General features: G+C 54.6%; 18 protein-coding genes. 1 reads left to right on the top strand and 17 read right to left on the bottom strand.

Features of this window, described 5'->3' with window-relative positions; translation table 11 throughout:
- Window positions 1-138: 138 nt before the first annotated feature.
- The 8 genes from SACSAC_RS10880 to SACSAC_RS10840 all read right to left on the bottom strand — a co-directional run bounded on the left by SACSAC_RS10880 (window position 139) and on the right by SACSAC_RS10840 (window position 10,689).
- Complete coding sequence (locus SACSAC_RS10880) at window positions 139-1,368, bottom strand: S1C family serine protease (RefSeq protein ID WP_037286169.1); 1,230 nt, start codon at window positions 1,366-1,368, stop codon at window positions 139-141.
- Between the two features lie 113 nt (window positions 1,369-1,481).
- Entirely contained in the window at window positions 1,482-2,297 is an 816-nt protein-coding gene (locus SACSAC_RS10875; protein ID WP_037286167.1) for an MBL fold metallo-hydrolase, read from the bottom strand.
- A 38-nt stretch (window positions 2,298-2,335) separates the two neighbouring features.
- Window positions 2,336-3,073 carry a two-component system regulatory protein YycI gene (gene yycI, locus SACSAC_RS10870; protein WP_037286164.1) on the bottom strand — a complete coding sequence of 246 codons (738 nt, stop codon included), beginning with the start codon at window positions 3,071-3,073 and terminating at the stop codon, window positions 2,336-2,338.
- 37 nt (window positions 3,074-3,110) lie between these two features.
- Window positions 3,111-4,409 (bottom strand): YycH family regulatory protein, encoded by a 1,299-nt coding sequence (locus tag SACSAC_RS10865; protein WP_037286162.1) that lies wholly within the window; start codon window positions 4,407-4,409, stop codon window positions 3,111-3,113.
- 1 nt (window position 4,410) lies between these two features.
- Window positions 4,411-6,273, bottom strand: a complete 1,863-nt coding sequence (gene walK / locus SACSAC_RS10860) for a cell wall metabolism sensor histidine kinase WalK (protein ID WP_211251337.1) — start codon at window positions 6,271-6,273, stop codon at window positions 4,411-4,413.
- A 3-nt stretch (window positions 6,274-6,276) separates the two neighbouring features.
- Window positions 6,277-7,020, bottom strand: coding sequence for a response regulator YycF (gene yycF, locus SACSAC_RS10855; RefSeq protein ID WP_037286160.1), 744 nt, complete (start codon window positions 7,018-7,020; stop codon window positions 6,277-6,279).
- 491 nt (window positions 7,021-7,511) lie between these two features.
- Window positions 7,512-9,173, bottom strand: coding sequence for a M23 family metallopeptidase (locus SACSAC_RS28650; RefSeq protein WP_051507037.1), 1,662 nt, complete (start codon window positions 9,171-9,173; stop codon window positions 7,512-7,514).
- Window positions 9,174-9,402: 229 nt separating this feature from the next.
- The gene (locus SACSAC_RS10840) at window positions 9,403-10,689 is read right to left on the bottom strand and encodes an adenylosuccinate synthase (RefSeq protein WP_037286156.1); all 1,287 of its coding nucleotides are present in this window, start codon (window positions 10,687-10,689) and stop codon (window positions 9,403-9,405) included.
- Between the two features lie 581 nt (window positions 10,690-11,270).
- Between SACSAC_RS10840 and SACSAC_RS10835 the strand changes: the two genes are divergently transcribed.
- Complete coding sequence (locus SACSAC_RS10835; protein WP_037286154.1) at window positions 11,271-11,648, top strand: DUF2512 family protein; 378 nt, start codon at window positions 11,271-11,273, stop codon at window positions 11,646-11,648.
- A gap of 364 nt (window positions 11,649-12,012) precedes the next feature.
- On the opposite strand, the gene dnaB is transcribed toward SACSAC_RS10835, so the two are convergent.
- From dnaB to opp4C, 9 genes are all read right to left on the bottom strand, one after another.
- The gene (dnaB, locus tag SACSAC_RS10830; protein ID WP_037286152.1) at window positions 12,013-13,377 is read right to left on the bottom strand and encodes a replicative DNA helicase; all 1,365 of its coding nucleotides are present in this window, start codon (window positions 13,375-13,377) and stop codon (window positions 12,013-12,015) included.
- A gap of 1 nt (window position 13,378) precedes the next feature.
- Window positions 13,379-13,822 (bottom strand): 50S ribosomal protein L9, encoded by a 444-nt coding sequence (rplI, locus tag SACSAC_RS10825; RefSeq protein ID WP_037286150.1) that lies wholly within the window; start codon window positions 13,820-13,822, stop codon window positions 13,379-13,381.
- Window positions 13,819-15,810: a DHH family phosphoesterase gene (locus SACSAC_RS10820; RefSeq protein WP_037286147.1), complete on the bottom strand. Its 1,992-nt coding sequence runs from the start codon at window positions 15,808-15,810 to the stop codon at window positions 13,819-13,821. The genes rplI and SACSAC_RS10820 overlap by 4 nt, the downstream gene beginning before the upstream one ends.
- 12 nt (window positions 15,811-15,822) lie before the next feature.
- Window positions 15,823-16,752 carry a DUF2232 domain-containing protein gene (locus SACSAC_RS10815; RefSeq protein WP_037286144.1) on the bottom strand — a complete coding sequence of 310 codons (930 nt, stop codon included), beginning with the start codon at window positions 16,750-16,752 and terminating at the stop codon, window positions 15,823-15,825.
- A gap of 86 nt (window positions 16,753-16,838) precedes the next feature.
- Window positions 16,839-17,270, bottom strand: a complete 432-nt coding sequence (locus tag SACSAC_RS10810; RefSeq protein ID WP_037286141.1) for a CBS domain-containing protein — start codon at window positions 17,268-17,270, stop codon at window positions 16,839-16,841.
- A gap of 290 nt (window positions 17,271-17,560) precedes the next feature.
- Window positions 17,561-18,508: a D-alanyl-D-alanine carboxypeptidase family protein gene (locus SACSAC_RS10805; protein WP_051507036.1), complete on the bottom strand. Its 948-nt coding sequence runs from the start codon at window positions 18,506-18,508 to the stop codon at window positions 17,561-17,563.
- A gap of 250 nt (window positions 18,509-18,758) precedes the next feature.
- Complete coding sequence (locus SACSAC_RS10795) at window positions 18,759-19,769, bottom strand: ABC transporter ATP-binding protein (protein ID WP_051507035.1); 1,011 nt, start codon at window positions 19,767-19,769, stop codon at window positions 18,759-18,761.
- Window positions 19,766-20,752 carry an ABC transporter ATP-binding protein gene (locus tag SACSAC_RS10790; protein WP_037286136.1) on the bottom strand — a complete coding sequence of 329 codons (987 nt, stop codon included), beginning with the start codon at window positions 20,750-20,752 and terminating at the stop codon, window positions 19,766-19,768. The genes SACSAC_RS10795 and SACSAC_RS10790 overlap by 4 nt, the downstream gene beginning before the upstream one ends.
- 43 nt (window positions 20,753-20,795) lie before the next feature.
- Entirely contained in the window at window positions 20,796-21,695 is a 900-nt protein-coding gene (gene opp4C / locus SACSAC_RS10785; protein ID WP_037292639.1) for an oligopeptide ABC transporter permease, read from the bottom strand.
- Window positions 21,696-21,708: the final 13 nt, after the last annotated feature.

Raw genomic sequence — 21,708 nt, 5'->3', positions numbered from 1 at the left:
TCGTTAAGGAAAAAAGCAAATGCATTGCTTCTATTATAGAACTACGTTTCTATCTGACGATCAAGACTTCTTCGATGTTTATTTATTTCTCGTTTATCGATCTTTTTTCCAAAAAGCCGCTCATCTGTACATCAGCGCTCACTGCGTCGCTTCCGGGCGTTCGCCGAGGGTCACGGTGGCGGATTGTTTTTTGCCGTCGCGGTAGTAGCTGATGGTCATTTTTTCGCCGATCTTTTTGTAGCCGTACAAGTATTTGCGGAGCATAAGGGTGGAGTCGATCGATTGGTTGTCGAAGCCTACGATCACGTCGTTGAGCTGGATGCCGGCGTCTTTGGCGGGGCCGAGGGATTCGAGGACGACGACGCCTTTTTCGACTTCTTTCGGCAGCTTCAGTTCTTCGACCTGGTCCTCGTCCATCGGGGCGTAAGGGTTGTTCAGGTCGAGGGAGTAGACGCCCAGATAAGGTCGGCTGATTTTGCCGGTGGTCAGCAGCTCTTCGGCGGTGTTCATGACCTGGTTGATCGGGATGGCGAAGCCGATGCCTTCGACGCCGGTACTGGCGATCTTCATGGTGTTGATGCCGATCAGCCGGCCGTCGAGGTCGACCAGGGCTCCGCCGCTGTTGCCTTCGTTGATCGCGGCGTCGGTCTGAATGACCTGCTGCTCCCAATCGTAGACGCCGTCTTCGTTCAGCGATACGGGCATAACGCGCTTCGGATAGCTCACGATCCCGGAGGTGAGCGTATCGCCGAGACCGAGCGGGTTGCCGAGCGCGATTACGGTCTCGCCGAGATCCAGCGTATCCGAATCGCCGATCTGCGCGATCGCGGCGACTTTCGCGCTGCTGATCTCCAGAACCGCCACGTCGGTAATGACGTCGGAGCCGACCAACTTCGCGGTCAGGCTTGTTCCGTCGACCAGCACGGCTTGCAGTTCTTCCGCGCCCGCGACGACGTGGTGATTGGTGATGACGTACGCTTTGCCGCCTTCTTTTTGAAAAATTACGCCTGAACCTAATGCCGCACTGTCCGGCGACGTGTCGCCCGCAGTGCGGTGGCTCACGATGCTGACGACCGCAGGCCGGACGGCGGCGGCGGCCTGAACGATGCGATCGTAAGGATTGGCTCCTGCGGAGATGGCTGTCGTATTCATCCGCGGCAGGACAAAGCCCGCGAACAGGCCGCTGAGCAGCAGAGCCGTAAGCAGCGAAGCGAGAATCGCGCTAAAAGCGACCGCACGCGTACCGCCAGAACGGCGGCCGTTAGCGTCGTAGCCACCGGAACGTCTCCGGCCGCGGCGAGGACTGCGTTCGCTGAATCCGCGCCTTTTCCCGCTCCCGCCATAATATTCGTCGTCAAACAGCCCCATGTGCATTCACCCTTCCATCCGTATGCGCCGCATTTTTTGCCCTTTTCCTGCCTGCTATCCATTAAACCGATTATCGGCATAACGACGCCTTTTCCAAAGCGCTCTGCCGATCGTTATTCGCCCGTTTTGCTGCCTACCTCGTCCCACGGCGTGGGCATGTTCCAATACGTGTCGCGCAGTTCGAATTCGCTATCCTTGAAAAATATTCCGCAATCCTCCATCGAGCAGCGCACCGTCATTTTCGCGATATCCATCATGTTATGGTCGCGGCTGAGGTGGGCCAGGTACGTGCGCTTCAAACGGCCGTTCAACAGCTCGCTGAGCGCTTCGCCCGCCGCGTTGTTGGATAAATGGCCGATGTCGCTGAGGATGCGCCGTTTGATGTTCCACGGGTAGCGTCCCATGCGCAGCATCTCGATATCGTGGTTGGATTCGAGCACCAGCACGTCGGAATCGTAGATCGCTTCTTTGACCTTTTCGCTCATGTAGCCGAGATCGGTCGCCAGGCTCAGCTTGTGGATGCCGTCGTCGAACGTGTAGCCGACCGGCTCCGCCGCGTCGTGCGAGATGCCGAACGATTCCGCTCTCAGCGAACCGAAGTCGATCGCCGATCCCGTTTCCAGGATTTTGCGCTGCTCCGGCTCGATCTGACCGACGTACTTTTTCATGCCTTCCCACGTTTTTTCGTTCGCGTAGATCGGCATCTTGTACTTGCGCGCGAGCGCGCCGACGCCTTTGATATGATCCGTGTGCTCGTGCGTGACCAGAATGCCGCTCAGTTGCTCCGGCGACACCTCGCGTTCGCGCAGCAGTTCTTCGACTCTTCTGGCGCTGAGGCCCGCATCGACCAAGATCGTCGTGCCGCCCAGCTCGATCACGGTCGCATTGCCCGTCGATCCGCTCGACAACACGGTAAAACGCATTCCCATACTCATTGTTGATCTCCTTTTCTCCTGCTCTTGCTGCTTCAGGGACTGATGACGTCTCCGCTGGCTCCCTGCACGTAGTAGACGCTGTACGAAGACGGATCGCCGTTTTCAACCGTAAACCGCCATACCGGCGCAGCCACCTGGGTCTCCGAATCGAAGGTCTGCCCGTAAAAGCCCAGCGTGATCTCTTTGACGACCGAGCCGTCCGGCAAATAATTTTCGACCAGCGTCCCGAGTGCTTTTTGCGCGGGCAGCACTTCCGTTTCGCCTCCGGCATCTTGAATCTGTACCGGGGAACCGAGGTAAGCCGTAATCTTCTGGTCGGTATAAAAAAGTTCCAGATCCGCGTTAAACAACGGCCACTGCCCTTCGAATAACGGATGCAGCGTGAACGACCCGTCTTCGCTGCTGTCCGCAAAAGCGTCGTAGCTATAATTTCCGATCTGCGGGATTTCGTTTTTCAGTGCCGACACCAGGTCTCCGGGCGTAAAAATGAGCTTGCTGTCCGCCGGAATGGCAAGCTGTACCGGATCGTCCGGAAGCTCCTCGGTATATCGGTAAGAGATTTTCGGCAGGCTCGGCGTATCCGCCGGAACGGAGGTCAGCACCTGAATATTTTTGTTTTCCATCGCCCGCTGCGTGCTTTCGCTGAGCGAATCGAAGCCCAAGTTGGCGCCCTGCTGCTCGCGGTAATCGCTCCACAGCTGATAGCCGAGCACCAGGTTCAGCAGTAGGAACGCGTAGATCAAGACATTTTTAGCCCTTCCCCAATCCATGTTCCGCCTCCCCTCTCGCCCGGCCGGCTACGACCGATTAGTTAAATGTCGCGTTCGTGCCGTCGGACAGCACCGCTACCCAGCCCGGCACCAGCCGCAGCGTATCGCCGTTCATGCGTGGCGTGTACGCCGGGTACAAATCCGTCACTTTCAAACCATGCACTTCTTCGACTTTGACGATCCGATCGATCAGATCCCGACCGCCGGACAACGTATACTGCGGCCCTTGATCGCCCACTTGCGGCGTCTCAAGCAGAGAGCGTTCGTAGAACGAGACCGTGCCTTGCTGGAGCAGCAGATCCATATACCCGTAACGTACCGTCCCGCTGCCGAAGATCGGTAACGAACCATAATACTGCCGGAAACGCACGCTCAGATCCGCATTCGAATCTTCGTCGCTGCCCGCGGTCAGTTCAGCCCGGTACGTTCCGTTCCAGCCTCCGTGTTGATTGATGAAGTCGACGGCGGATAGCACGCTTTCGGTGGCGTCCGCCCGGATCGCCGGAACCGCCGCCGGATCGGTGTACGTCATCCAGCGCCCTTCGTCCTCGATCTGAAGGCTCCGCTTGCTGTCCGTGTAAATCTCCGAACCGTCCTGTTCATGGATATTGCGCGTCACGGCCGGATCGGCGAACAGGTTGCGCTGCATTTGGTCGCTGGTAAACGCATCCGTCTCCAGAACCGCTTCCGCCAGCACGATCGGCTTGGACGGCACGTACAACGCATGGTTTTTGAGCGGCGTATACGGGGTCCATTCTTCGCCGAACGCCACATGCTGAAGCACGTCCTGCACCGTCAGGTCGAGCTGCTTCGCTTCGTAGATATCCTGCCCGTTCGAACTGAAGAAAAAGGCTCTCGGCTTCTCCTCGCCGGCTCCGGTATAAATCCAGATGCGATCGATGTCGGCCGTCTCGAATGTCGCGTCGGCGGCCAGCCGCATCGTTTTTTGCAGCAAAGGCACCGGCAGCCCGCTTCCGAACGACAGCTCGATGCCGGGATTGTTCGCCGCTACTTTTTCCCAATCCTCGCTAGAGATCGGTTGGGCTTGAAAAGCGGCGAAATCCCGGGCCTGAATCCGTGCATAGATCAGCTTGTAAAAAGCCGAATTCGGATAAAAAACCGTATGCTTGTCCTCGCCCATATGAATAATCATCCGGTCCGGATACAGCGTATCTTCCACGTTCAGCTGCTCGCCCATCTCGTCGGTTCGGACATAGCCCGCCGACGAGACGACAACTGAGCCTGTACCCGGCAGCCGATAGATCAACAGATAACTTTGCACCAGACTGACGGCGACGAGGAGCGTGAGTGCCGCCGTTTTGAGCTGCTCTTTCACGTTAATCCCCGCCTCCTTCGATATGGGCAGGCAAGGTGAACGTTACACGCGTACCTTGTCCCAGCTCCGATTCGATCGCGATGTCCCCGCCGTGCGCTTCCACGATCTCCCGCGCGATCGCCAGGCCGAGGCCCGTGCCGCCCATGCCGCGGGAACGCGCTTTGTCTACCCGGTAAAAACGTTCGAAGATCCGTCCCAGCTCTTCCTTCGGAATCCCGATGCCGGTATCCGCGATCACGACCGCATACCGTTTGCCGTCTTCTAGCGGGTAGGCGTCCAGCGTGACTTTGCCTCCGTCCGCCGTGTACTTCATCGCGTTGGACACGACATTGTCGAGAACCTGATCGATCTGGTCGCGGTCTACGTTGACGGAACCGAGCTGCGGCGAGGCTTTGAGCGATACGGAGATCCCTTTGTCCCGAAGCGGGAACGTAAAGCGTTCGGCGACTTCTTCGATCAGCTCGAACAAGTTCGCTTTCTTGCGCCGCACGAGCGTTTCCCGGGAATCCATGCGCGACAGTTGGAGCAGATCGGTCACGAGGCGAATCATGCGCTCCGTCTCGTTTTGAATCACGCCGACAAAACGTCCCGCTAAAGCCCGATCGTCGAGCGCCCCGTCTTCCAGCGCTTCGGTGTAGCTTTTGATCGTGGTCAGCGGCGTGCGCAGTTCGTGCGAGACGTTCGCCACGAATTCGCGGCGCAGCGTATCCAATCGTTCCTGCTCGGTGATGTCTTGCAAGACCGCGATCGTGCCGCTGACGCCGATTTCCGTTCCGCTTTCGCGGCGGTGAATCGGGCTGAGCGTCGCTTTGATCGTCATTTCGCCGAGTCCGTCGGGAGCGCCGGGCGAATCCGGAGTGCCGCCGCTGCCGCCGAGGATGATGCTGCGCAGTCCGGCGGACGGCAGCTCTTCGTCTTCTTCCGGCAGATCCAGCAGCTCCGAGATGCTTCGCCCGATGATGTCCATTTCCCGCATTCCCAGCATGGCGCTGGCAACCCGGTTGACCAAAATGACCGAACCGGACTCGTCCGCCGCGATCACGCCGTCGCTCATGTTGGTGAGGATCGAAGCCAGCTTTTCTTTTTCTTCTTCATTCAGCGATAATACGCCTTGCAAACGGCTCGTCATATGGTTGAACGCTTCGCCGAGCTGTCCGATCTCGTCGTTGCCGAACACGGGCATTCGCACGTGGAAACGACCTTCCGCGACCGCCGTCGCCCGCTTGGTCATTTCTTTGATCGGCTGCGTGACCGTATGCGCCAAGATGACGCCGAGTACGGCCGTCAGGCCGAGCGCGATCAGCACGCCGGAGATAAAGATGCTGTTGATCCGCTGCATTGTATCGTAGAGACTTTGCATCGAGGCCACGATATAGATCGCGCCCACGATTTTTCCGCCGCTGAACACGGGTTTGGCGACGACCTTTTTGCGCAGATTGTCTTCGTCGATAATATACTCTTCGTTATCGTCGATCCCTTGCAGCGCGCGGCTGACGACGGTCTGCGTGTTTTTGCTGTTGACCAGGTCGGCATGCGTGGACAGCGACGTAATCAGCACCCGGCCGCTCACGTCGAGCACTTGAATCTCGCCGCTGCTCATGCTGGAAAAGTTGTCGACCAGCGTGCGCAGGCTTGCCGCTTTGTCTTCGGCGGCTTCTCCGCTGCCCGACCAGTTTTGCCCGGCCAGCACGGATAAAAGCTCCGCTTGTTCTTTGAGATCGTTGGTGAAGTTGTTCGTCAGGGACGTCTTCATCGCACTCACGAAATAAACGCCGATCAGCTGCATCGCGATCACGATCAGCAGCATGTACACGATAATCAGCTTGGCTTGGACCGAACGGAAAAAGGAAGCGCCGCGCAGCATCCGTTAAAATCCTCCCGGCTTGTTGGAACGCATCATGTAACCGAGTCCGCGCCGGGTCAGGATATATTCCGGTTTGCTCGGATCGTCTTCGATCTTTTCGCGCAGCCGCCGAATGGTCACGTCGACCGTGCGCACGTCGCCGAAATATTCGAAGCCCCAGACCGCTTGCAGCAGGTGCTCGCGCGTCATGACTTTGCCCGAATTCTTGGCCATGTAGTAAACGAGTTCATATTCGCGGTGAGTCAGATCAAGCTGCTCGCCGTTCTTGTACACCATATACATATCCGTATCGATAAAAAGAGCATCTACCGTCAGTCCTTGACGCTTCGGCGCTTCCGCCCCCATGCTCGGGCCGCCTGCCCCCGCGTACAACGGCGCGCCCGGCTGGTGCCTGCGCATCTGGGCTTTGACCCGGGCCAGCAGTTCGCGCGTGCTGAACGGCTTGGTGACGTAATCGTCCGCGCCCAGCTCAAGACCGAGCACTTTGTCGATCTCGCCGTCTTTGGCGGTGAGCATGATGATCGGCACGGCCAATTTGGCGCGGACTTCGCGGCACACGTCCATGCCGTCTTTGCCCGGCAGCATCAGATCCAGCAGGATCAGGTCGGGCTGCTCGCTCAGCGCAAGTTCGACGGCGGTAATGCCGTCGAACGCGCAGGTGACTTGGTAGCCTTCTTTTTCGAGATTGAATTTCAATATATCCGCAATCGGCTGTTCATCGTCGACAACCAGGATTTTACCCTGCATTTTCTTTCAGCCCCCCTGCTTTGATTCTTCGTTATTTTACCATAGGAGACGGGAAAAAGCGCCGACGGAAAAGGTTCCGGGGGCGCGGGACGTCTTGAATATACATTTCTGATGGGAAGGCGGGGCGGCTCCGGGAGAGTTTCGTTTCGGTCGCGTGTTGCAGTTGGGAAGCTTTGATTAGAATTAGAAGGAAGCTTCCCAACTGCAAAGGCGAACGCTAGCGCTCCTACACTGAAACTCTCCCTCCGCCTGGTGCCTTCGGAAATGCACATTCAAGACATAAAGGCGCCGCCGGAGAATGCCGGCGGCGCTTTTTTTAAAAAGAAGAGAAGATCAAGGGATATGAACAGTTTCGTTAAATTGATTAAGACGAGTAGCTTGAACACGTTCGAGTTGATCATGGCCTTTCTTCATCGCTCACTCATGAGGTTTAAAGTCACTCTCAACATTGATTACTTAGCATCCGGCGTGTTACTGCTTGTCCTTTGTCGTTAAGGCAAGTAGGACAAAGGATTCTGAGGGGAGCCGCTTTTACGGATCTCGAAGTGCAGGTGCGTGCCTGTCGAGCGGCCGGTGTTGCCCATGACGCCGATCGATTGGCCGCGGGAGACGGATTGGCCGTTGCTGACGCCGATGCTGCTCAAGTGGCCGTAGCGGGTCTCGTAGCCGTCGCCGTGACTGATGATGACGATGTTGCCGTAGCCGTTCATTTGTCCGGCGTAGGTGACGGTGCCCGGGGCGGAGGCCATGATGGTAGACGGGCCTGTCAGATCGATGCCGGCGTGCAGTTTGCCCCAGCGGGTTCCGAAGGTGCTGGAGATCGAAGCGCCGCTGACGGGCCAGCTGAAGCCGCTGCCGCTCGATGTGACTTCCTCTTGGTTGGAGCTTGAGGAATCATCGGACGAGCTGGACGCGGACGACTCCGAAGACGACTCGGCAGATTCGCTGCTTTCTTCCGTCGATTCAACCGAAGCTGTCGATACTTCTTCTACCTTCTCTTCAACCACCGGCTTTTCTTCGACGATCACTTTGGTTCCTTTGATAATGATGATCGGAGCGGAACGGCGAACGACTTCTTGGCCGATCCATTCTTCGCGCACGATCTCGCCGTTTTTTTTGGTCAAGCGGTAATCGACGCGTTTGGAGCCGCTTTTGCCTTGGGAAGCGACGATGCGTTTGCCTGCGGCCAGCTCGGAGTTATGGCGAATGAACATTTCCGGAGCGGTCGGGATCAGTTCGGATACGGACTCGACCGTCGTGACGTTCATCATCGGATCAGGCAGGGTGATGCGCAGCACTTCGCCGATCTGAAGCGTGAACTCTTTGATATCCGAATTATTGGCGTAGATCTCGTCCTGCGTGATGCCGAACTTCGCCGCGATCGAGCTGACGCTGTCGCCTTCGACAACCGTGTACGTAACCGGATCTTTTTTGCCGATCGTCAAAAGCTTGTAGGCCTCTTCTTCGCTCAAAATGCGCGTCGGCGACGTTTTGGTCTCCGCGTACGTGATCTTGTCGTTGATCTTGATGGAGTTCAGCTTGGACGTCGAACCGTCGCTCGAAGCCGCACTTCCTGTGGAAGCCAGCTTTTTGGTCGCGGCTCCTTCGGTTTGCGTACCTTTTTCGACATAGGAGTTTTTCGCTTTTTCGACCAGCTTTTTCGCCGTGGCTTTGTCTTTGACGATTCCGACCACTTCGCCGTTCACGACAAGTTCCGCGCCGGTAGCGTAAGCTTTGATCGTGCCGTCCAGTTTGCCCAACGTCGCTTCGGTATCGGGCACGATTTTGTAGCCCTGCATTTCTTCCGCGCGGATGCTTGCCGTATACAGCTTCATGTCCGCTCCCGGGTACTTTTTGGAGAACTCCTGCTGCTTGTTGTCGATCAGCTCGTCGAGTTCGTTTTTGTCGGCGATCGTTCCGATCACCGTATCCCCCGAGTAAACGGTATAGTAGGTATAAGTATTCGCTTCTACGTATTTGAATCCGCCGAAGGTCAGTCCGCCTGCGAGCACAACCCCGCCGACGATCCCCGCTGCCCAGCGACGAGTCCTTTTCGATTTTCCCCCGACCACGACGATTTTGCTTTCCTGCTGCATTTCCGACTTCTCGGAAGCTGCCGCTTCGCCCTGGCCTTTATTGTTCGAACTATTCATGATCTTCTCCTTTAAATGGCAAGCTTACTGATTTATTGCGCATCTTCAACATTGCTCTCAAATAGTGTCAAAATTTTAACCTTTTCAAAACCTTTGTCTACTGTACCACAGCCGGCGCCGATAGTTCAACTTTGCTAAACAGCAAAAAACCCGCGCCGGGCGCGGGTTTGGAGGTTTCTAACCAACTTTTTTCATAAGACGATCCAAGCGTGCAGCCTGTCTTGCCGCTTTATACGTAGATCGGCAGGACCGGATTTGTTTGCTCGCGGTTACGACCGACGGAGAAGATCGCGATCGGAATGCCTGTCAATTCGCTTACGCGGTTGACGTAATTACGAGTGGTTTCCGGCAGGTCGTCCAGCGTTTTCGCCCCCGTGATATCCTCGCTCCAACCTGGCATTTCTTCATAGACCGCTTCGCATTCCGCCAGCTGCTTCAGGCTTGCCGGATAGTGCGAAATGATCTCGCCGCGGAATTTGTAGCCTGTGCAGATTTTGACCGTGTCCAGGCCTGTGAGCACGTCGAGCGAGTTCAGGGACAGACCCGTGATGCCGCTGACGCGTCTTGCGTGGCGCACAACGACAGTATCGAACCAACCTACGCGGCGCGGACGGCCTGTAACCGTACCGTACTCGTGACCGGTTTCGCGAATCGTATCACCGATTGCGTCGTGCAGCTCAGTCGGGAAAGGACCGTCGCCGACACGCGTCGTGTACGCTTTGGCTACGCCGATAACCTGGTTGATCCGCGCCGGGCCTACGCCCGAGCCGATGCATACGCCGCCCGCGGACGGGTTGGACGAAGTCACGAATGGATACGTGCCTTGGTCGATATCGAGCATGACGCCTTGCGCGCCTTCGAACAATACTTTTTTGTCTTCATCGATATATTCGTTCAGGACAACCGAAGTATCGCATACGTAAGGACGCAGGATTTCGGCATATTCCAAATAGTTTTTGAGAATTTCTTCCACGTCGACCGTTCCGCCGCCGTAGACTTGTTCAATGATATGGTTCTTTTCTTTCACCAGATGGCGCAGTTTCAATTCGAACTCTTCCGCGTCCATCAGATCCGCCATGCGGATACCGATTCGAGCGGCTTTGTCCATGTAACAAGGGCCGATGCCTTTGCCTGTCGTGCCGATCTTGTTCGGGCCTTTGCGCTCTTCTTCCAACGCGTCCAGCACCATGTGGTAAGGCATGATAATATGCGCGCGATCGCTGATGGACAGGTTTTTCGTCGTGAAGTCGTTATCGTGAATATAATTGATTTCCTCGATCAGCGCTTTCGGGTTGATGACCATCCCGTTACCGATGACGCAGGCTTTATCCGTGTAGAAAATGCCCGACGGAATCATGGTTAATTTGTATTTTTTCTCTTCGATCAAAATGGTGTGGCCCGCGTTGTTACCGCCTTGGTAACGAGCGACAACGTCGGCACCTTCTGCCAAAAAGTCCGTGATCTTGCCTTTTCCTTCGTCTCCCCACTGCGTTCCCACTACAACTACTGTTGACATTTTTCATTCCTCCGTGGGTGCCTTTGCACCTTTGTATTGGTCGTCCGTCCTCTATCCCGGCAGGAATTTCGTCAGTGGAAAATACCAACAGAGAAGCGTGCTAACGGACGAGCGGAGACGGCCTTTTCGCGCTTTTTCGTACTTCGTTGCAATCCGTGAAAAAGGGAAAAACGCTCCTTATGCTGCTTTAACGCAGCAGTAATAGTGTACCAGCCCGTTTTTTCAAAGTCAAATAAATAACGAACAAATCAGTGAGGATGTAAATTTAATGTTCGGAAAAAGGAAGGTGGAGGGGAGGTTGGGAGGCGCTGCGGGAGAGTTCTGTGTCGGGCGCTGTCTCAACCGGGGAATTTGAATTGGATTGGATAAGGACTTCCCCGGTTTCAAAGGCTTCCTCTACAGAACTTTCCCTCCGCTGGGGTTTTCCTCGGCATTAAATAGCGGGAAGGAGAAAAGAGAAGAAGAGCGAGTTTTTTCATTTCCAAAAAAAGGTTCAAAATTGGAATTTGGAGGTTAAACAAGGCATGACTTCCCTTAAGGACATACAGCATGAAAAATACAGCGAGGAGAAGGTGGAAAGTATGATCAAGCTGGTAGTTAAAATGTTGGCGAACGCGGTTGTAGTGGTTGGCTTGACGATGTGGTTCGGAGACGCGAGCTTTCTGAGCGCTTTGCTCGTTGCTCTGGTACTCGGCGCCGTCGCTTACGTACTTGGCGATATGACGATTCTGCCTGCCGCCGGCAATACCGCCGCCACGATCGGCGATGCGGCCTTGACGTATCTTGTTTTGTGGGGCGCTTCTTCGATGCTCGGCTGGAACATCTCGTATTTCGATATTTTCGTGATCGCGTTCATCGTCGGCATTTTCGAATTCTTTTTCCATATCTGGCTGCTCCAAGACGGCATTCCCGGCCGTAAAGATAACAACGGCCATGCTCGTTTCCCCGCTCAGCGTTAAGCAGGGAGACGATGTTGATCTCTTTGGAGTTTGATGTCTTTAAAAGTGGAAGTTTTACTTTTTAACGCACAGCGAAAAGGCACCGGACGATTTATGTCCGGTGCCTTTTCCCTTTTCCTATCCTACCCCACTTTGAATCCGCCGGGTTATCGATGGTTTCAAAGTGTCGACAAAGTCCAACGTAGCTGGAAGCGAGAAGACGGAGAGAGAAATTCAGTGAAATACGCCTTTGAACTTGGAAAACTTCCACTTAAAATTTCAATCGACTTTTCCAAGTGAGACAGCGTCTTGAACGAATTTCTCTCGCAGTCTTCTCGCTTCCCCCGCACACGTAACTTTCGAGGACAACGTGAGGCCGTAGAGTTTACCCGGCGAACGAATCATGCGCCCGCTCATAATTGACGAACTTGTTGAAGTTCTTCAAGAACACCAGCTCGACCGTCCCTACCGGCCCGTTCCGCTGTTTGGCGATGATGATCTCGATGATGTTCTTTTTTTCCGTATCGGCGTTGTAGTAATCGTCCCGGTACAAGAACGCGACGATATCGGCATCCTGCTCGATCGAGCCGGATTCCCGAAGGTCGGACATCATCGGGCGTTTGTCCTGACGCTGCTCGACGCCCCGGCTGAGCTGGGAGAGCGCGATAACCGGAACTTCCAGTTCCCGGGCAATCTGCTTCAAGGTACGCGAGATATCGGAGACTTCCTGCTGACGGTTCTCGCCCGCTTTGCCGCGGCCTTGAATCAACTGCAAGTAGTCGATGACGATCATGCCGAGTCCGCGTTCCTTTTTAAGTCGACGGCATTTGGAGCGGATATCCGCTACCGTGATGCCCGGCGTATCGTCGATATAAATCTCGGCTTCCGACAAGGACGCGATCCCCATCGTCAGCTTGGTCCAGTCTTCGTCGTTTTTGAATTCGCCTGTCCGCATGATGCTCGCGTCCAGGTTGGCTTCGGCACAGATCATCCGCTGAACGAGCTGCGCCGCCGACATTTCCAGACTGAAAATGGCGACCGTTTCGCCGGCGCGAACCGAGACATTTTGCGCGACGTTCAGCGCAAACGCGGTCTTGCCGACGGAAGGACGCGCAGCCAAAATGATCAAGTCGTTGCGTTGGAAACCGGCCGTCATGCCGTCCAGATCGACGAAGCCCGACGGGATGCCCGTAGTTCCGGTGTTGCCCGCTGTTTGGCTAAGGATTTCGATGCGGTCGAATACTTCCATCAATACGTCGCGTATGGCGATAAAACCGCCGCTTGAGCGGCGGTTCGAAATTTCGAGAATTTTACGTTCCGCGTCGCTCAGCATCGCGCCGACGTCTTCGCCGCCGGTATAACCTTCGCTGACGATTTGCGTCGCGGTGCGAATGAGTCTGCGCAGCATCGCTTTTTCCTCGATCATCTGCGCATAATACTCCACGTTGGCGGCTGTCGGAACACCGTGCGCGAGCTTGGCCAAGTAACTGACCCCGCCGAGATCTTCCAGCTGTCCTTTATCCTTGAGCAGCGAGGTCAGCGTCACCAGATCGATCGGCTGACTCTCTTCCCCGAGCTGGACCATAGCCTCGAATATCATCTGGTGCGACTTGTCGTAGAAATCGTCGGCCGTGATCTTTTCCATGACGGTGATGAGTGCCTCGGCCTGAAGCAGCACCGCGCCGAGCACGGCCTGCTCCGCTTCCAGATTTTGCGGCGGAATCCGATCGAAAAAGAGATCCTCGCTCATCTTATTCCTCCGAAACCTGAACCTTGAGCGTCGCTTTGACGTCCTTATGAAGTTTGACCGGTACTTGAGTCACGCCGAGCGTGCGGATCGGCTCTTCCAGTTCGATTTTTCGTTTGTCGACTTTGAAGCCCTGCTTGGACAACGCTTCGCCGATTTGCTTGCTTGTGATTGCGCCGAACAGACGGCCGCCTTCGCCGGATTTGGCTTTGATTTGCACCGTAACTTCTTCCAGCTTTTTGCCGAGGTCTACCGCTTCTTGCTTTTCGTTCTCTTTGCGCTTTTCTTCTGCCGCATGCTGATTTTCAAGCGTTTTTACATTACCGTCGGTCGCTGGTTTTGCCACTCCGTTTTTAAAGAGGAAGTTCTGTGCGTATCCTTCCGATACTTCCTTCACGTCGCCTTTTTTGCCTTGACCTTTAACGTCTTTCAGAAAAATTACTTTCATTCGAATAGCCCCTCTTCCTTTTCGATATCTTCAAGCACGGCCATCAGCTTTTTCTCAGCCTCGCGCGGAGAAATATCAAGCTGTACCGCCGCGTTGGTCAAATGCCCGCCGCCGCCCAGGCGTTCCATCACGACCTGCACGTTGATTTTGCCAAACGAGCGGGCGCTTATGGCGGTCAGTCCGTCAGGACGACTGCCGATGACGAACGACGCGTTCACGTCCGTCATGTTGAGCAGCGTATCTGCCGCCTGCGCGATCAACAGCTGCGGGAACTGGCGTCCCTCGTCGGTAACGGCGATCGCGACCCCGCCCATCACGACGCGAGCGTTTTTGATAATGTCTGCTTTCGAGATGTACTCGCTCAAATCCTCCTTCAGCATGCGCTGAACAAGAATCGTATCCGCGCCGCTTCGGCGCAAGAAGCCTGCGGCTTCGAACGTGCGGGAACCGGTATGCAGCGTAAAATGTTTGGTGTCCATCGTAATACCGGCCAACAATGTCGTGGCTTCCAACGGAGTTAACGTCATATTGTCGTGAATATACTGAAGCAGCTCCGTCACCAATTCGCTGGCGGAAGACGCATACGGCTCCAAATACACGATGACGGCTTCGTTAATGAATTCCTCGCTGCGGCGATGATGGTCGATGACCACGACTTGCTTCGCCTTTTGCACCAGCTTGGGTTCGATCGTCAGCGACTGCTTGTGCGTATCGACCACAACAAGCAGCGTCCGTTCGGTCATCTGTGCCAATGCTTCTTCCGGGCCGACGAAACGGTCGGCCAAGGTTAAGTCGGCGCGAATACGCTCCATCATTTTGCTGATCGACGGGTTGTCCCCATCCAGCACGATGCTCGCTTCGACCTCCAGCCGATCGGCAGCTTTAAGCATGCCGATTGCGGCGCCGATCACGTCCATGTCCGGGTTTTGATGCCCCATGATCAGTACGCGATCGCTGCGTTTCATCAGATCGCGAAGCGCATGGGCGATCACGCGCGCCCTCACGCGAGTGCGTTTCTCCACCGCATTGGATCGACCGCCGTAGAACGACAGGCGCTGGCCGACCTTGACCGCGGCCTGATCCCCGCCGCGTCCCAGCGCCATATCCAGACTGGATTGCGCCAAAGCGCCCAGCTCGCCGATCTTTTCGTTGCCGCAGGCCACTCCTATGCTGAGCGTCATCGGAACTTTCAGATCGCTTGTCGCTTCGCGTACTTCGTCCAAAATAACAAAGCGGCTATTTTCCAGTTTTTCGAGTGCCGCTTGATTCAGAAGCATCATGTAACGCTCGCTGGACAGACGTCGCAAATACACATCATACTGGCGTGCCCACCCGTTAATCAAGCTGGTTGCGCGAGCAATCGTCAATGTACGCTGTTGATCGTCCATCCCCTGAAACGCTTCATCGAGGTTATCGAACAACAGAATGCCGAGCGCCAAGCTTTCCTTTTCGTAACGTTCGCGCAGCTCGGCCATTTCGGTCATTTTTTGCAGATAGATCAATCGTTCTTCCGGGTACACGCGAACATCGTAGGTTTCGGTTCCGACCTCGATTTCCGCCCGTACCAGACTAAGCGGTTCTTTGGATCCGTCTTTTTTATCCCGGGTCAGCGGAGGGAGTCCGGGCAGCAGTTCGACCAGAGGAAGCCCGACCACGCTGTCCGTTTGAAACAACTGGGCGACTTGGCGGTTATGCCACTCAATCGTACGCTCAGCATCATACAGCAGCAAGCCGAACGGCAAGCGACTCGTAATTTCGCCTTCAATGCTATTTACGCGGTAGGAGAGCGTCGTGGTATATTCGGCCAATTCACGCCTGAATTTCATCTCTGCCCGAAGCATGACGAATATGACGACAAAAACCAAACACAACGCAAGCAAGCCGATCGGCCAGTTATACGCGGTGACAAATGCCGTTAGTGTCAGCAGCAGAAGAAACGCCCAAACGGTCCGGTAACCGTACCAGCGTTTCAACAAAAAGTTTGGCATGGTTTCCTCACCCTATCGTTTCGGTCTTGTAATGAACTCACGCAGCGGGAAGGCCAGGTCGATAATCCCGATGATGCGCATGGGTGGGAAAATGACCGTCACGATCGCCATCAGGACACTGATCGCCCGATGCCATTTTTTGACGTGTCCGATAAAGAACCAGAATCCGATCGCCTGAATGATAAAGCAGAATTGCAGCAAAGGAAGCAGGTTGACCGCAGCCATTTTCCAAAATCCGTCTGCCTGATCGTAAGTCACCATGTCCACGATCAGCACGACGAAGTAATAGAAAATCAGCGCGCGCGGAAGCTTCCACTCGTGGGCGGCACGAAGTTTGGGAACGGCCACGCCCATCGAAGACAATGTCGGACGAACGATGGCATGCGTGACGACCGCCAGCACGAACGAACTCACGGCCATTCCCAGAGGAATCATCATGACCGTCTGGTTGGCCAAAGCGAAAATGAAATCCGGATTCCATTGATCGCTGCTGATCATCGGACTCATTTCTGCGACAACCAACAGCGGATCGAACGTCTGATGCACGAAATCGCTCACGTAATCGGACAAATTGAAGCCGAAAATGAATTTTCCTGCGGCAAGCAGAACCAGCAGCAAACCGAGCAATGTGCCCATCCCGTACATGATCGTCTGAAGGGCAGGAGCGCGTTTCTTGTACAGATGCCCCATCACAATGCCGACAATCAGAAAATAACCGGCCAATATGAGCGTAACAGGTGCCAATGAGCCGGATAGAATACCGAGAATCGCCAATACGGGCACGATGTGCAGCCAAAATACGTTTACGCGCAACGAGGCATAAAGTACGGCTACCGGAACGATCATAACCAGCAGCGTGATCGCGGACAGCGGCGTTAACAGCGACAGCAGGACCAGTAGGTACAAGATCGCCCACATCGCCGAAGACAAACGCAATTTCAAGTAGATTCACCTCTTGTGCGGATATGAAAGTTTAACAATCATTATAGCATATTCGTAGCGGCGCCCGATACCGAGCGAGTTCCGCGTTACGTGCTTTGCGATTCCACGTTTTGCCTCGGAACGAAGCCTGCGCAATATTCGATAATTTGGCTGCGGCGCACGATTCCGATAAAACGGCCCCGATCGTCGACGACCGGCACGAAGTTTTGCATTTTGGACAGGTTGATCAGGTCTGCCATGTCCGATTCGATCGATACGGGTTTATTGTTCATCCGAAGCGGAAGTTCTTTGAGCATAAAACGTGAAGCGTTCTCAAAAGTAATGCGGCCTTCGGAGCGCTTCATATGCCAAAGGATATCCCCTTCGGTCACCGTTCCGGCATATTGGCCTTCTTTATCGATAATCGGAATTGCGGTGTACTGATGGTGCTCCATGCGTTCGATGACCTGACGAAGCGTCGCATCGAGCGTCACGAACGCAACTTCATGCTTGGGAAGCAGGAAAAAAGCAATATTCATAACGGATTTCTCCTTCTTTATTACGTTGTCTTCGCGATCGCAAGCGCAAGCTCGCACTCAAGCAACGCACTATTGGTAAACACGTCGGCGGACGGACATTCTTCTGTTCATCACCCGGAAAATAGAACATTCAATCCGGTGAGCCTCATTTCTATTATAGCTTAAACTATTCCATTGACCACGTTCAAAACACAGGTTTATGTTCGAATAAATTCGTTACTGCAATAACAATGAGCGGGAAAATAAAAATAGCGACCGAATGATCGGTCGCTGTTTTTATTTTTCCACGATCATACAAGCTTCAACCAAGAAGTCGCCCGTTCCGCGAACGAACCCGACCTCGCATATCCGTAATCAAGCAGGCGTCCGGCAGCCTGGAAACTCTTCTGCTGGCTATCCGCTCCCAAAATGACGACAATCAATCGATGTCCGTCGCGCTGCGCCGTACCGGCCACCGAGTACCCTTCTTTTTCCGAGCCGTAAACTTTAAGCCCATCCATTCCGCGATAAGCATGAGGCCCTGCAAATTCCGGCAGCATGGCGTTGGTATTCATCATATAAATGCCCCGCGAACTAATCTCGGTCTGCGTGACCGACGACATCCGCAACACTTCAGGATGCTCTTCGATCAAAGCCCGGCATAATACGGCTGCGTCTTTGGCGGTCATTCGACTGCCGTTCGGCAAACTTCCTTCTGTTGAAGGTGCAGAAACTTTGGTGGTATCGCCCGGCTTGAACAATGTCGATGACGACATGCCGATTCGGCGCGCCTTTTCGTTCATCATCCAGGCAAAAGACTCTTCCGAACCGCCCGTATATCGAGCCAGCGCCTGCTCCGCTTCATTCGACGACGAAACGGCAAGCCCCATGAACAGCTCATTCAACGGAATCTGATCATCGGCTCTCAACGAAATTCCGCCTTTGCCGGAATTAGGCTTAAGCGATGCTTGAGCCACCTTTTCATCGCCGCCGACGCGCACTGAATCTTCCCAGTCCACATGACCGCCGCGCACCGCATCCAGCACCAGCCACTCGGTCATGAGTTGTGCCATTGCCGGAGCAGCCACTACCCGGTCTCCTTCGGCTTGCCACAGTATTTCTCCCGTCTGCGCATCGATCAGAACGGCTGCCGCCGCTTCGACTTTCGGACGGCTGGCCAGCAATTGTTGAGGAATCAGCAGCAATAAGACGGCGATGACGATCAATATGCTCTTTTTCCAAATGCCCCCGTTCTTCAAATCGATCCGCTCCTTTCGTTCATTACTCTTATAGACGCACGAAAATTGATTTTAGTCTGCAAAAAGTAAAAAAATTTTAACTTTTTTATGAATTTTCTTTTTTTCGCATGATTCTTTCATAAAAGAAGTAACCAATCTATATGCGAAATGCACCATAAGCAAGAACGAAATCACGATCAAAACGAAAAAAGCCGAGATTCGAACGTATTGTTCGATCTCGACTTTATGAAAATAAGAGCACTGAATTCTTTTACGCAAAATGACAAGCTACGAAATGTTCATTGCCTACGTTGCGGTACTCCGGAACCTGCTCCTTGCAAATATCCGAAGCCATCGGGCAGCGGGTATGGAACTTGCAGCCGGAAGGCGGATTGGCCGGACTCGGAATATCGCCTTGAAGCACGATCCGTTCGCGCTTCAACGTCGGGTCCGGAACCGGAATCGCCGACATGAGCGCTTTTGTATAAGGATGCAGCGGATTGCTGAAGAGCTCGTCCGTCGGCGCCATCTCCATCATCGTGCCGAGATACATCACGCCTACCCGATTGCACAAATGCTCGACGACGCTGAGATCGTGAGAAATGAACAGGTAGGTCAGCTGCTTCTCGCTTTGCAGATCGCTGAGCAAGTTGATGATTTGAGCCTGAATCGATACGTCGAGCGCGGATACCGGTTCATCGGCGACGATGAATTCCGGATTCATGATCAACGCGCGCGCGATTCCGATCCGTTGACGCTGCCCGCCGGAGAACTCGTGCGGGAAACGGTCATAGTGATAATCGGCCAAGCCGCAAATTTTCATCGTTTCGATCACGCGTTCTTTAACGTCTTTTCGACTGACCAAGCCGTGATCGATCAGAGCCTCGCCGATCGCTTCGCCCACTTTGATCCGGGGATTGAGCGAGCTGAACGGGTCTTGGAACACGATCTGCATCTTAGTCCGCATTTTGCGCAGCTCGGATTTGGATAGCTTGTGCAGATCTTGGCCTTCAAAATGCACGCTTCCGTCCGTCTTGTCGTTCAGGCGAAGAAGCGTACGGCCGATGGTGCTTTTCCCGCAGCCGGACTCGCCGACCAGGCCGAACGACTCGCCTTTATTGATCGTGAAGGATACGCCGTCGACGGCTTTCACGTCGCCGACCCGACGCTGGAAAACTCCGCCTGTAATCGGGAAGTATTTTTTCAGGTTCTCTACTTGAACGAGGGGTTCGCCGGTTCCGCCGCTGTGTCTGGTGTCCACTTGGACTGCCGATTCGCTCATTGTGCTTTCCCCTCCTCTTCGTAAAGCCAGCACGCCGTCTTATGCCCATCGATATGCGCACGCAGCGGCGGTGCTTTGACTTTGCAGATTTCCATGCAGAATTCGCAGCGGTCGTGGAAATGGCAGTTTTCGCCGAGATCGACCGGGTTCGGAACTTGTCCCGGAATCGAATAGAGTCGTTCTTGACGCTGGTTGATGATCGGTTTGGCTTTCAGTAAACCTTGCGTATACGGGTGCCGCGGTTCGCGGAACAATTCAAGCACCGGCGCTTCCTCGATGACTTTACCCGCGTACATGACGACAACGAAATCCGCCATCTCGGCCACAACGCCCAGATCGTGCGTGATCATCATGATCGCGGTGTTCATCTTGGTCTTGATGTCGCGCATCAGATCGAGGATCTGAGCCTGAATCGTTACGTCGAGCGCAGTGGTCGGCTCATCCGCGATCAGCAGCTTTGGATTGCAGCTCAGCGCGATCGCGATCATGATCCGCTGGCGCATGCCGCCGCTCAGTTCGTGCGGATAGGAGTCGAAAATCTTTTCCGGACGCGGAATGCCGACCATCGTGATCAGCTCGATCGCGCGGGCTTTGGCTTCTTTTTGCGTCATGGTGAGATGGTAGAGCAGCGGCTCGGTAATCTGTTTGCCGATCGTGAATACCGGGTTCAACGAAGACATCGGTTCTTGGAAGATCATCGCGATCTCGTTGCCGCGAAGTCGGCTCATCTCTTTTTTGCTCAGCTTAAGCAGGTCTTTGCCTTCGAACATGATCTCGCCGCCGACGATCTTTCCCGGAGGAGATTCGATCAATTGCATCAGGGACATCGCCGTTACGCTTTTTCCGCAGCCGGACTCGCCGACGACGCACAGCGTCTCGCCTTCGCGAATGGAAAAGCTCACGTCGTTTACGGCTTTGACCGTACCGGCGGACGTTTTAAAATGGGTCTCGAGGTTTCGGAATTCGACTAAGTCTTTTGCCATTTCGTCTCTCCTACTTCTTGATTATTTACGGCCTTATACCGGCTTATCTGTGTTTCATTTTCGGGTCGAGCGCGTCGCGCAAACCGTCGCCGATCAAGTTGATTGCCATTACGGTAACCAGAATGCACATCCCCGGCGGAATCCAGGTCCAAGGGCGTTTACGGAAGTCGATCAGACTGTTAGCCGCCGTAATCATATTGCCCCAAGAAGGAGTAGGCGGCACAACGCCGAGCCCGAGGAAGCTCAACGCGGATTCGAGCAGAATCGCGCCCGCGACGCCCAGCGTGGCCGATACAATGATGATCGGAACCGTATTCGGCATCAAGTGACGGAATATTTTGCGATTGTCGCGCAAACCCAAAGCTTCGGTCGCCTGCATGAATTCCTGTTCGCGAAGCGTCAGAATCTGGCCTCGCACGAGACGGGCCAAGGAGACCCAGCCCAACACCCCAATAATAAACATCAGGTAATAAATCCGTTGATTGGGCGCAACTTTAAGGTCGGACAAGATCGCGCCGAGCGTAATCAGGATCGGCAGCGTAGGCAAAGCGAGAAATATGTCCGCGATGCGCATGATCAGCGTATCCGCAAATCTGCGATAGAATCCCGCAACCGCGCCGAGCGTGGCGCCGATGGCTACGGAGATGGCCGTCGCCACGAGGCCCACCGTCAACGAGATACGACCGGCCAGCATGACTCTGAGCAAAATATCGCGACCCAGCTTGTCCGTACCTAACCAATGCGTCGAATCCGGAGGGCTGTTTTTGTTGGTTACATCCGTTTCATTCAACGTATATGGAGAAAATATAGGACCGATGAAGCAAAGCAAAAACATAAGAACCAAAATAATCAGGCCGATCAAGGCCAAGCGATTTTTCATGAAACGTCGAAGCGCGATTCTCCAAGGAGATTCGGTTTTGACAATTTTGAGCTGCTCTTGCAGCTGCTCAGTTCGG

Origin of the sequence: Saccharibacillus sacchari DSM 19268, assembly GCF_000585395.1 — a bacterium.
GTDB lineage: Bacteria > Bacillota > Bacilli > Paenibacillales > Paenibacillaceae > Saccharibacillus > Saccharibacillus sacchari.
The sequence above is the reverse complement of the archived record's forward strand: the minus strand, read 5'-3'. Positions and strand labels throughout refer to the sequence as shown.

Excerpts from the sequence above, each read along its gene's own strand:
- SACSAC_RS10880 (WP_037286169.1), bottom strand. The coding sequence starts at position 1,368 with ATGGGGCTGTTTGACGACGAATATTATGGCGGGAGCGGGAAAAGGCGC.
- yycF (WP_037286160.1), bottom strand. The coding sequence starts at position 7,020 with ATGCAGGGTAAAATCCTGGTTGTCGACGATGAACAGCCGATTGCGGAT.
- SACSAC_RS10790 (WP_037286136.1), bottom strand. The coding sequence starts at position 20,752 with ATGGCAAAAGACTTAGTCGAATTCCGAAACCTCGAGACCCATTTTAAA.
- SACSAC_RS10820 (WP_037286147.1), bottom strand. The coding sequence starts at position 15,810 with ATGCCAAACTTTTTGTTGAAACGCTGGTACGGTTACCGGACCGTTTGG.
- rplI (WP_037286150.1), bottom strand. The coding sequence starts at position 13,822 with ATGAAAGTAATTTTTCTGAAAGACGTTAAAGGTCAAGGCAAAAAAGGC.
- SACSAC_RS10835 (WP_037286154.1), top strand. The coding sequence starts at position 11,271 with ATGATCAAGCTGGTAGTTAAAATGTTGGCGAACGCGGTTGTAGTGGTT.
- SACSAC_RS28650 (WP_051507037.1), bottom strand. The coding sequence starts at position 9,173 with ATGAATAGTTCGAACAATAAAGGCCAGGGCGAAGCGGCAGCTTCCGAG.
- yycI (WP_037286164.1), bottom strand. The coding sequence starts at position 3,073 with ATGGATTGGGGAAGGGCTAAAAATGTCTTGATCTACGCGTTCCTACTG.
- SACSAC_RS10875 (WP_037286167.1), bottom strand. The coding sequence starts at position 2,297 with ATGGGAATGCGTTTTACCGTGTTGTCGAGCGGATCGACGGGCAATGCG.
- walK (WP_211251337.1), bottom strand. The coding sequence starts at position 6,273 with ATGCTGCGCGGCGCTTCCTTTTTCCGTTCGGTCCAAGCCAAGCTGATT.
- SACSAC_RS10840 (WP_037286156.1), bottom strand. The coding sequence starts at position 10,689 with ATGTCAACAGTAGTTGTAGTGGGAACGCAGTGGGGAGACGAAGGAAAA.
- dnaB (WP_037286152.1), bottom strand. The coding sequence starts at position 13,377 with ATGAGCGAGGATCTCTTTTTCGATCGGATTCCGCCGCAAAATCTGGAA.
- SACSAC_RS10810 (WP_037286141.1), bottom strand. The coding sequence starts at position 17,270 with ATGAATATTGCTTTTTTCCTGCTTCCCAAGCATGAAGTTGCGTTCGTG.
- SACSAC_RS10795 (WP_051507035.1), bottom strand. The coding sequence starts at position 19,769 with ATGAGCGAATCGGCAGTCCAAGTGGACACCAGACACAGCGGCGGAACC.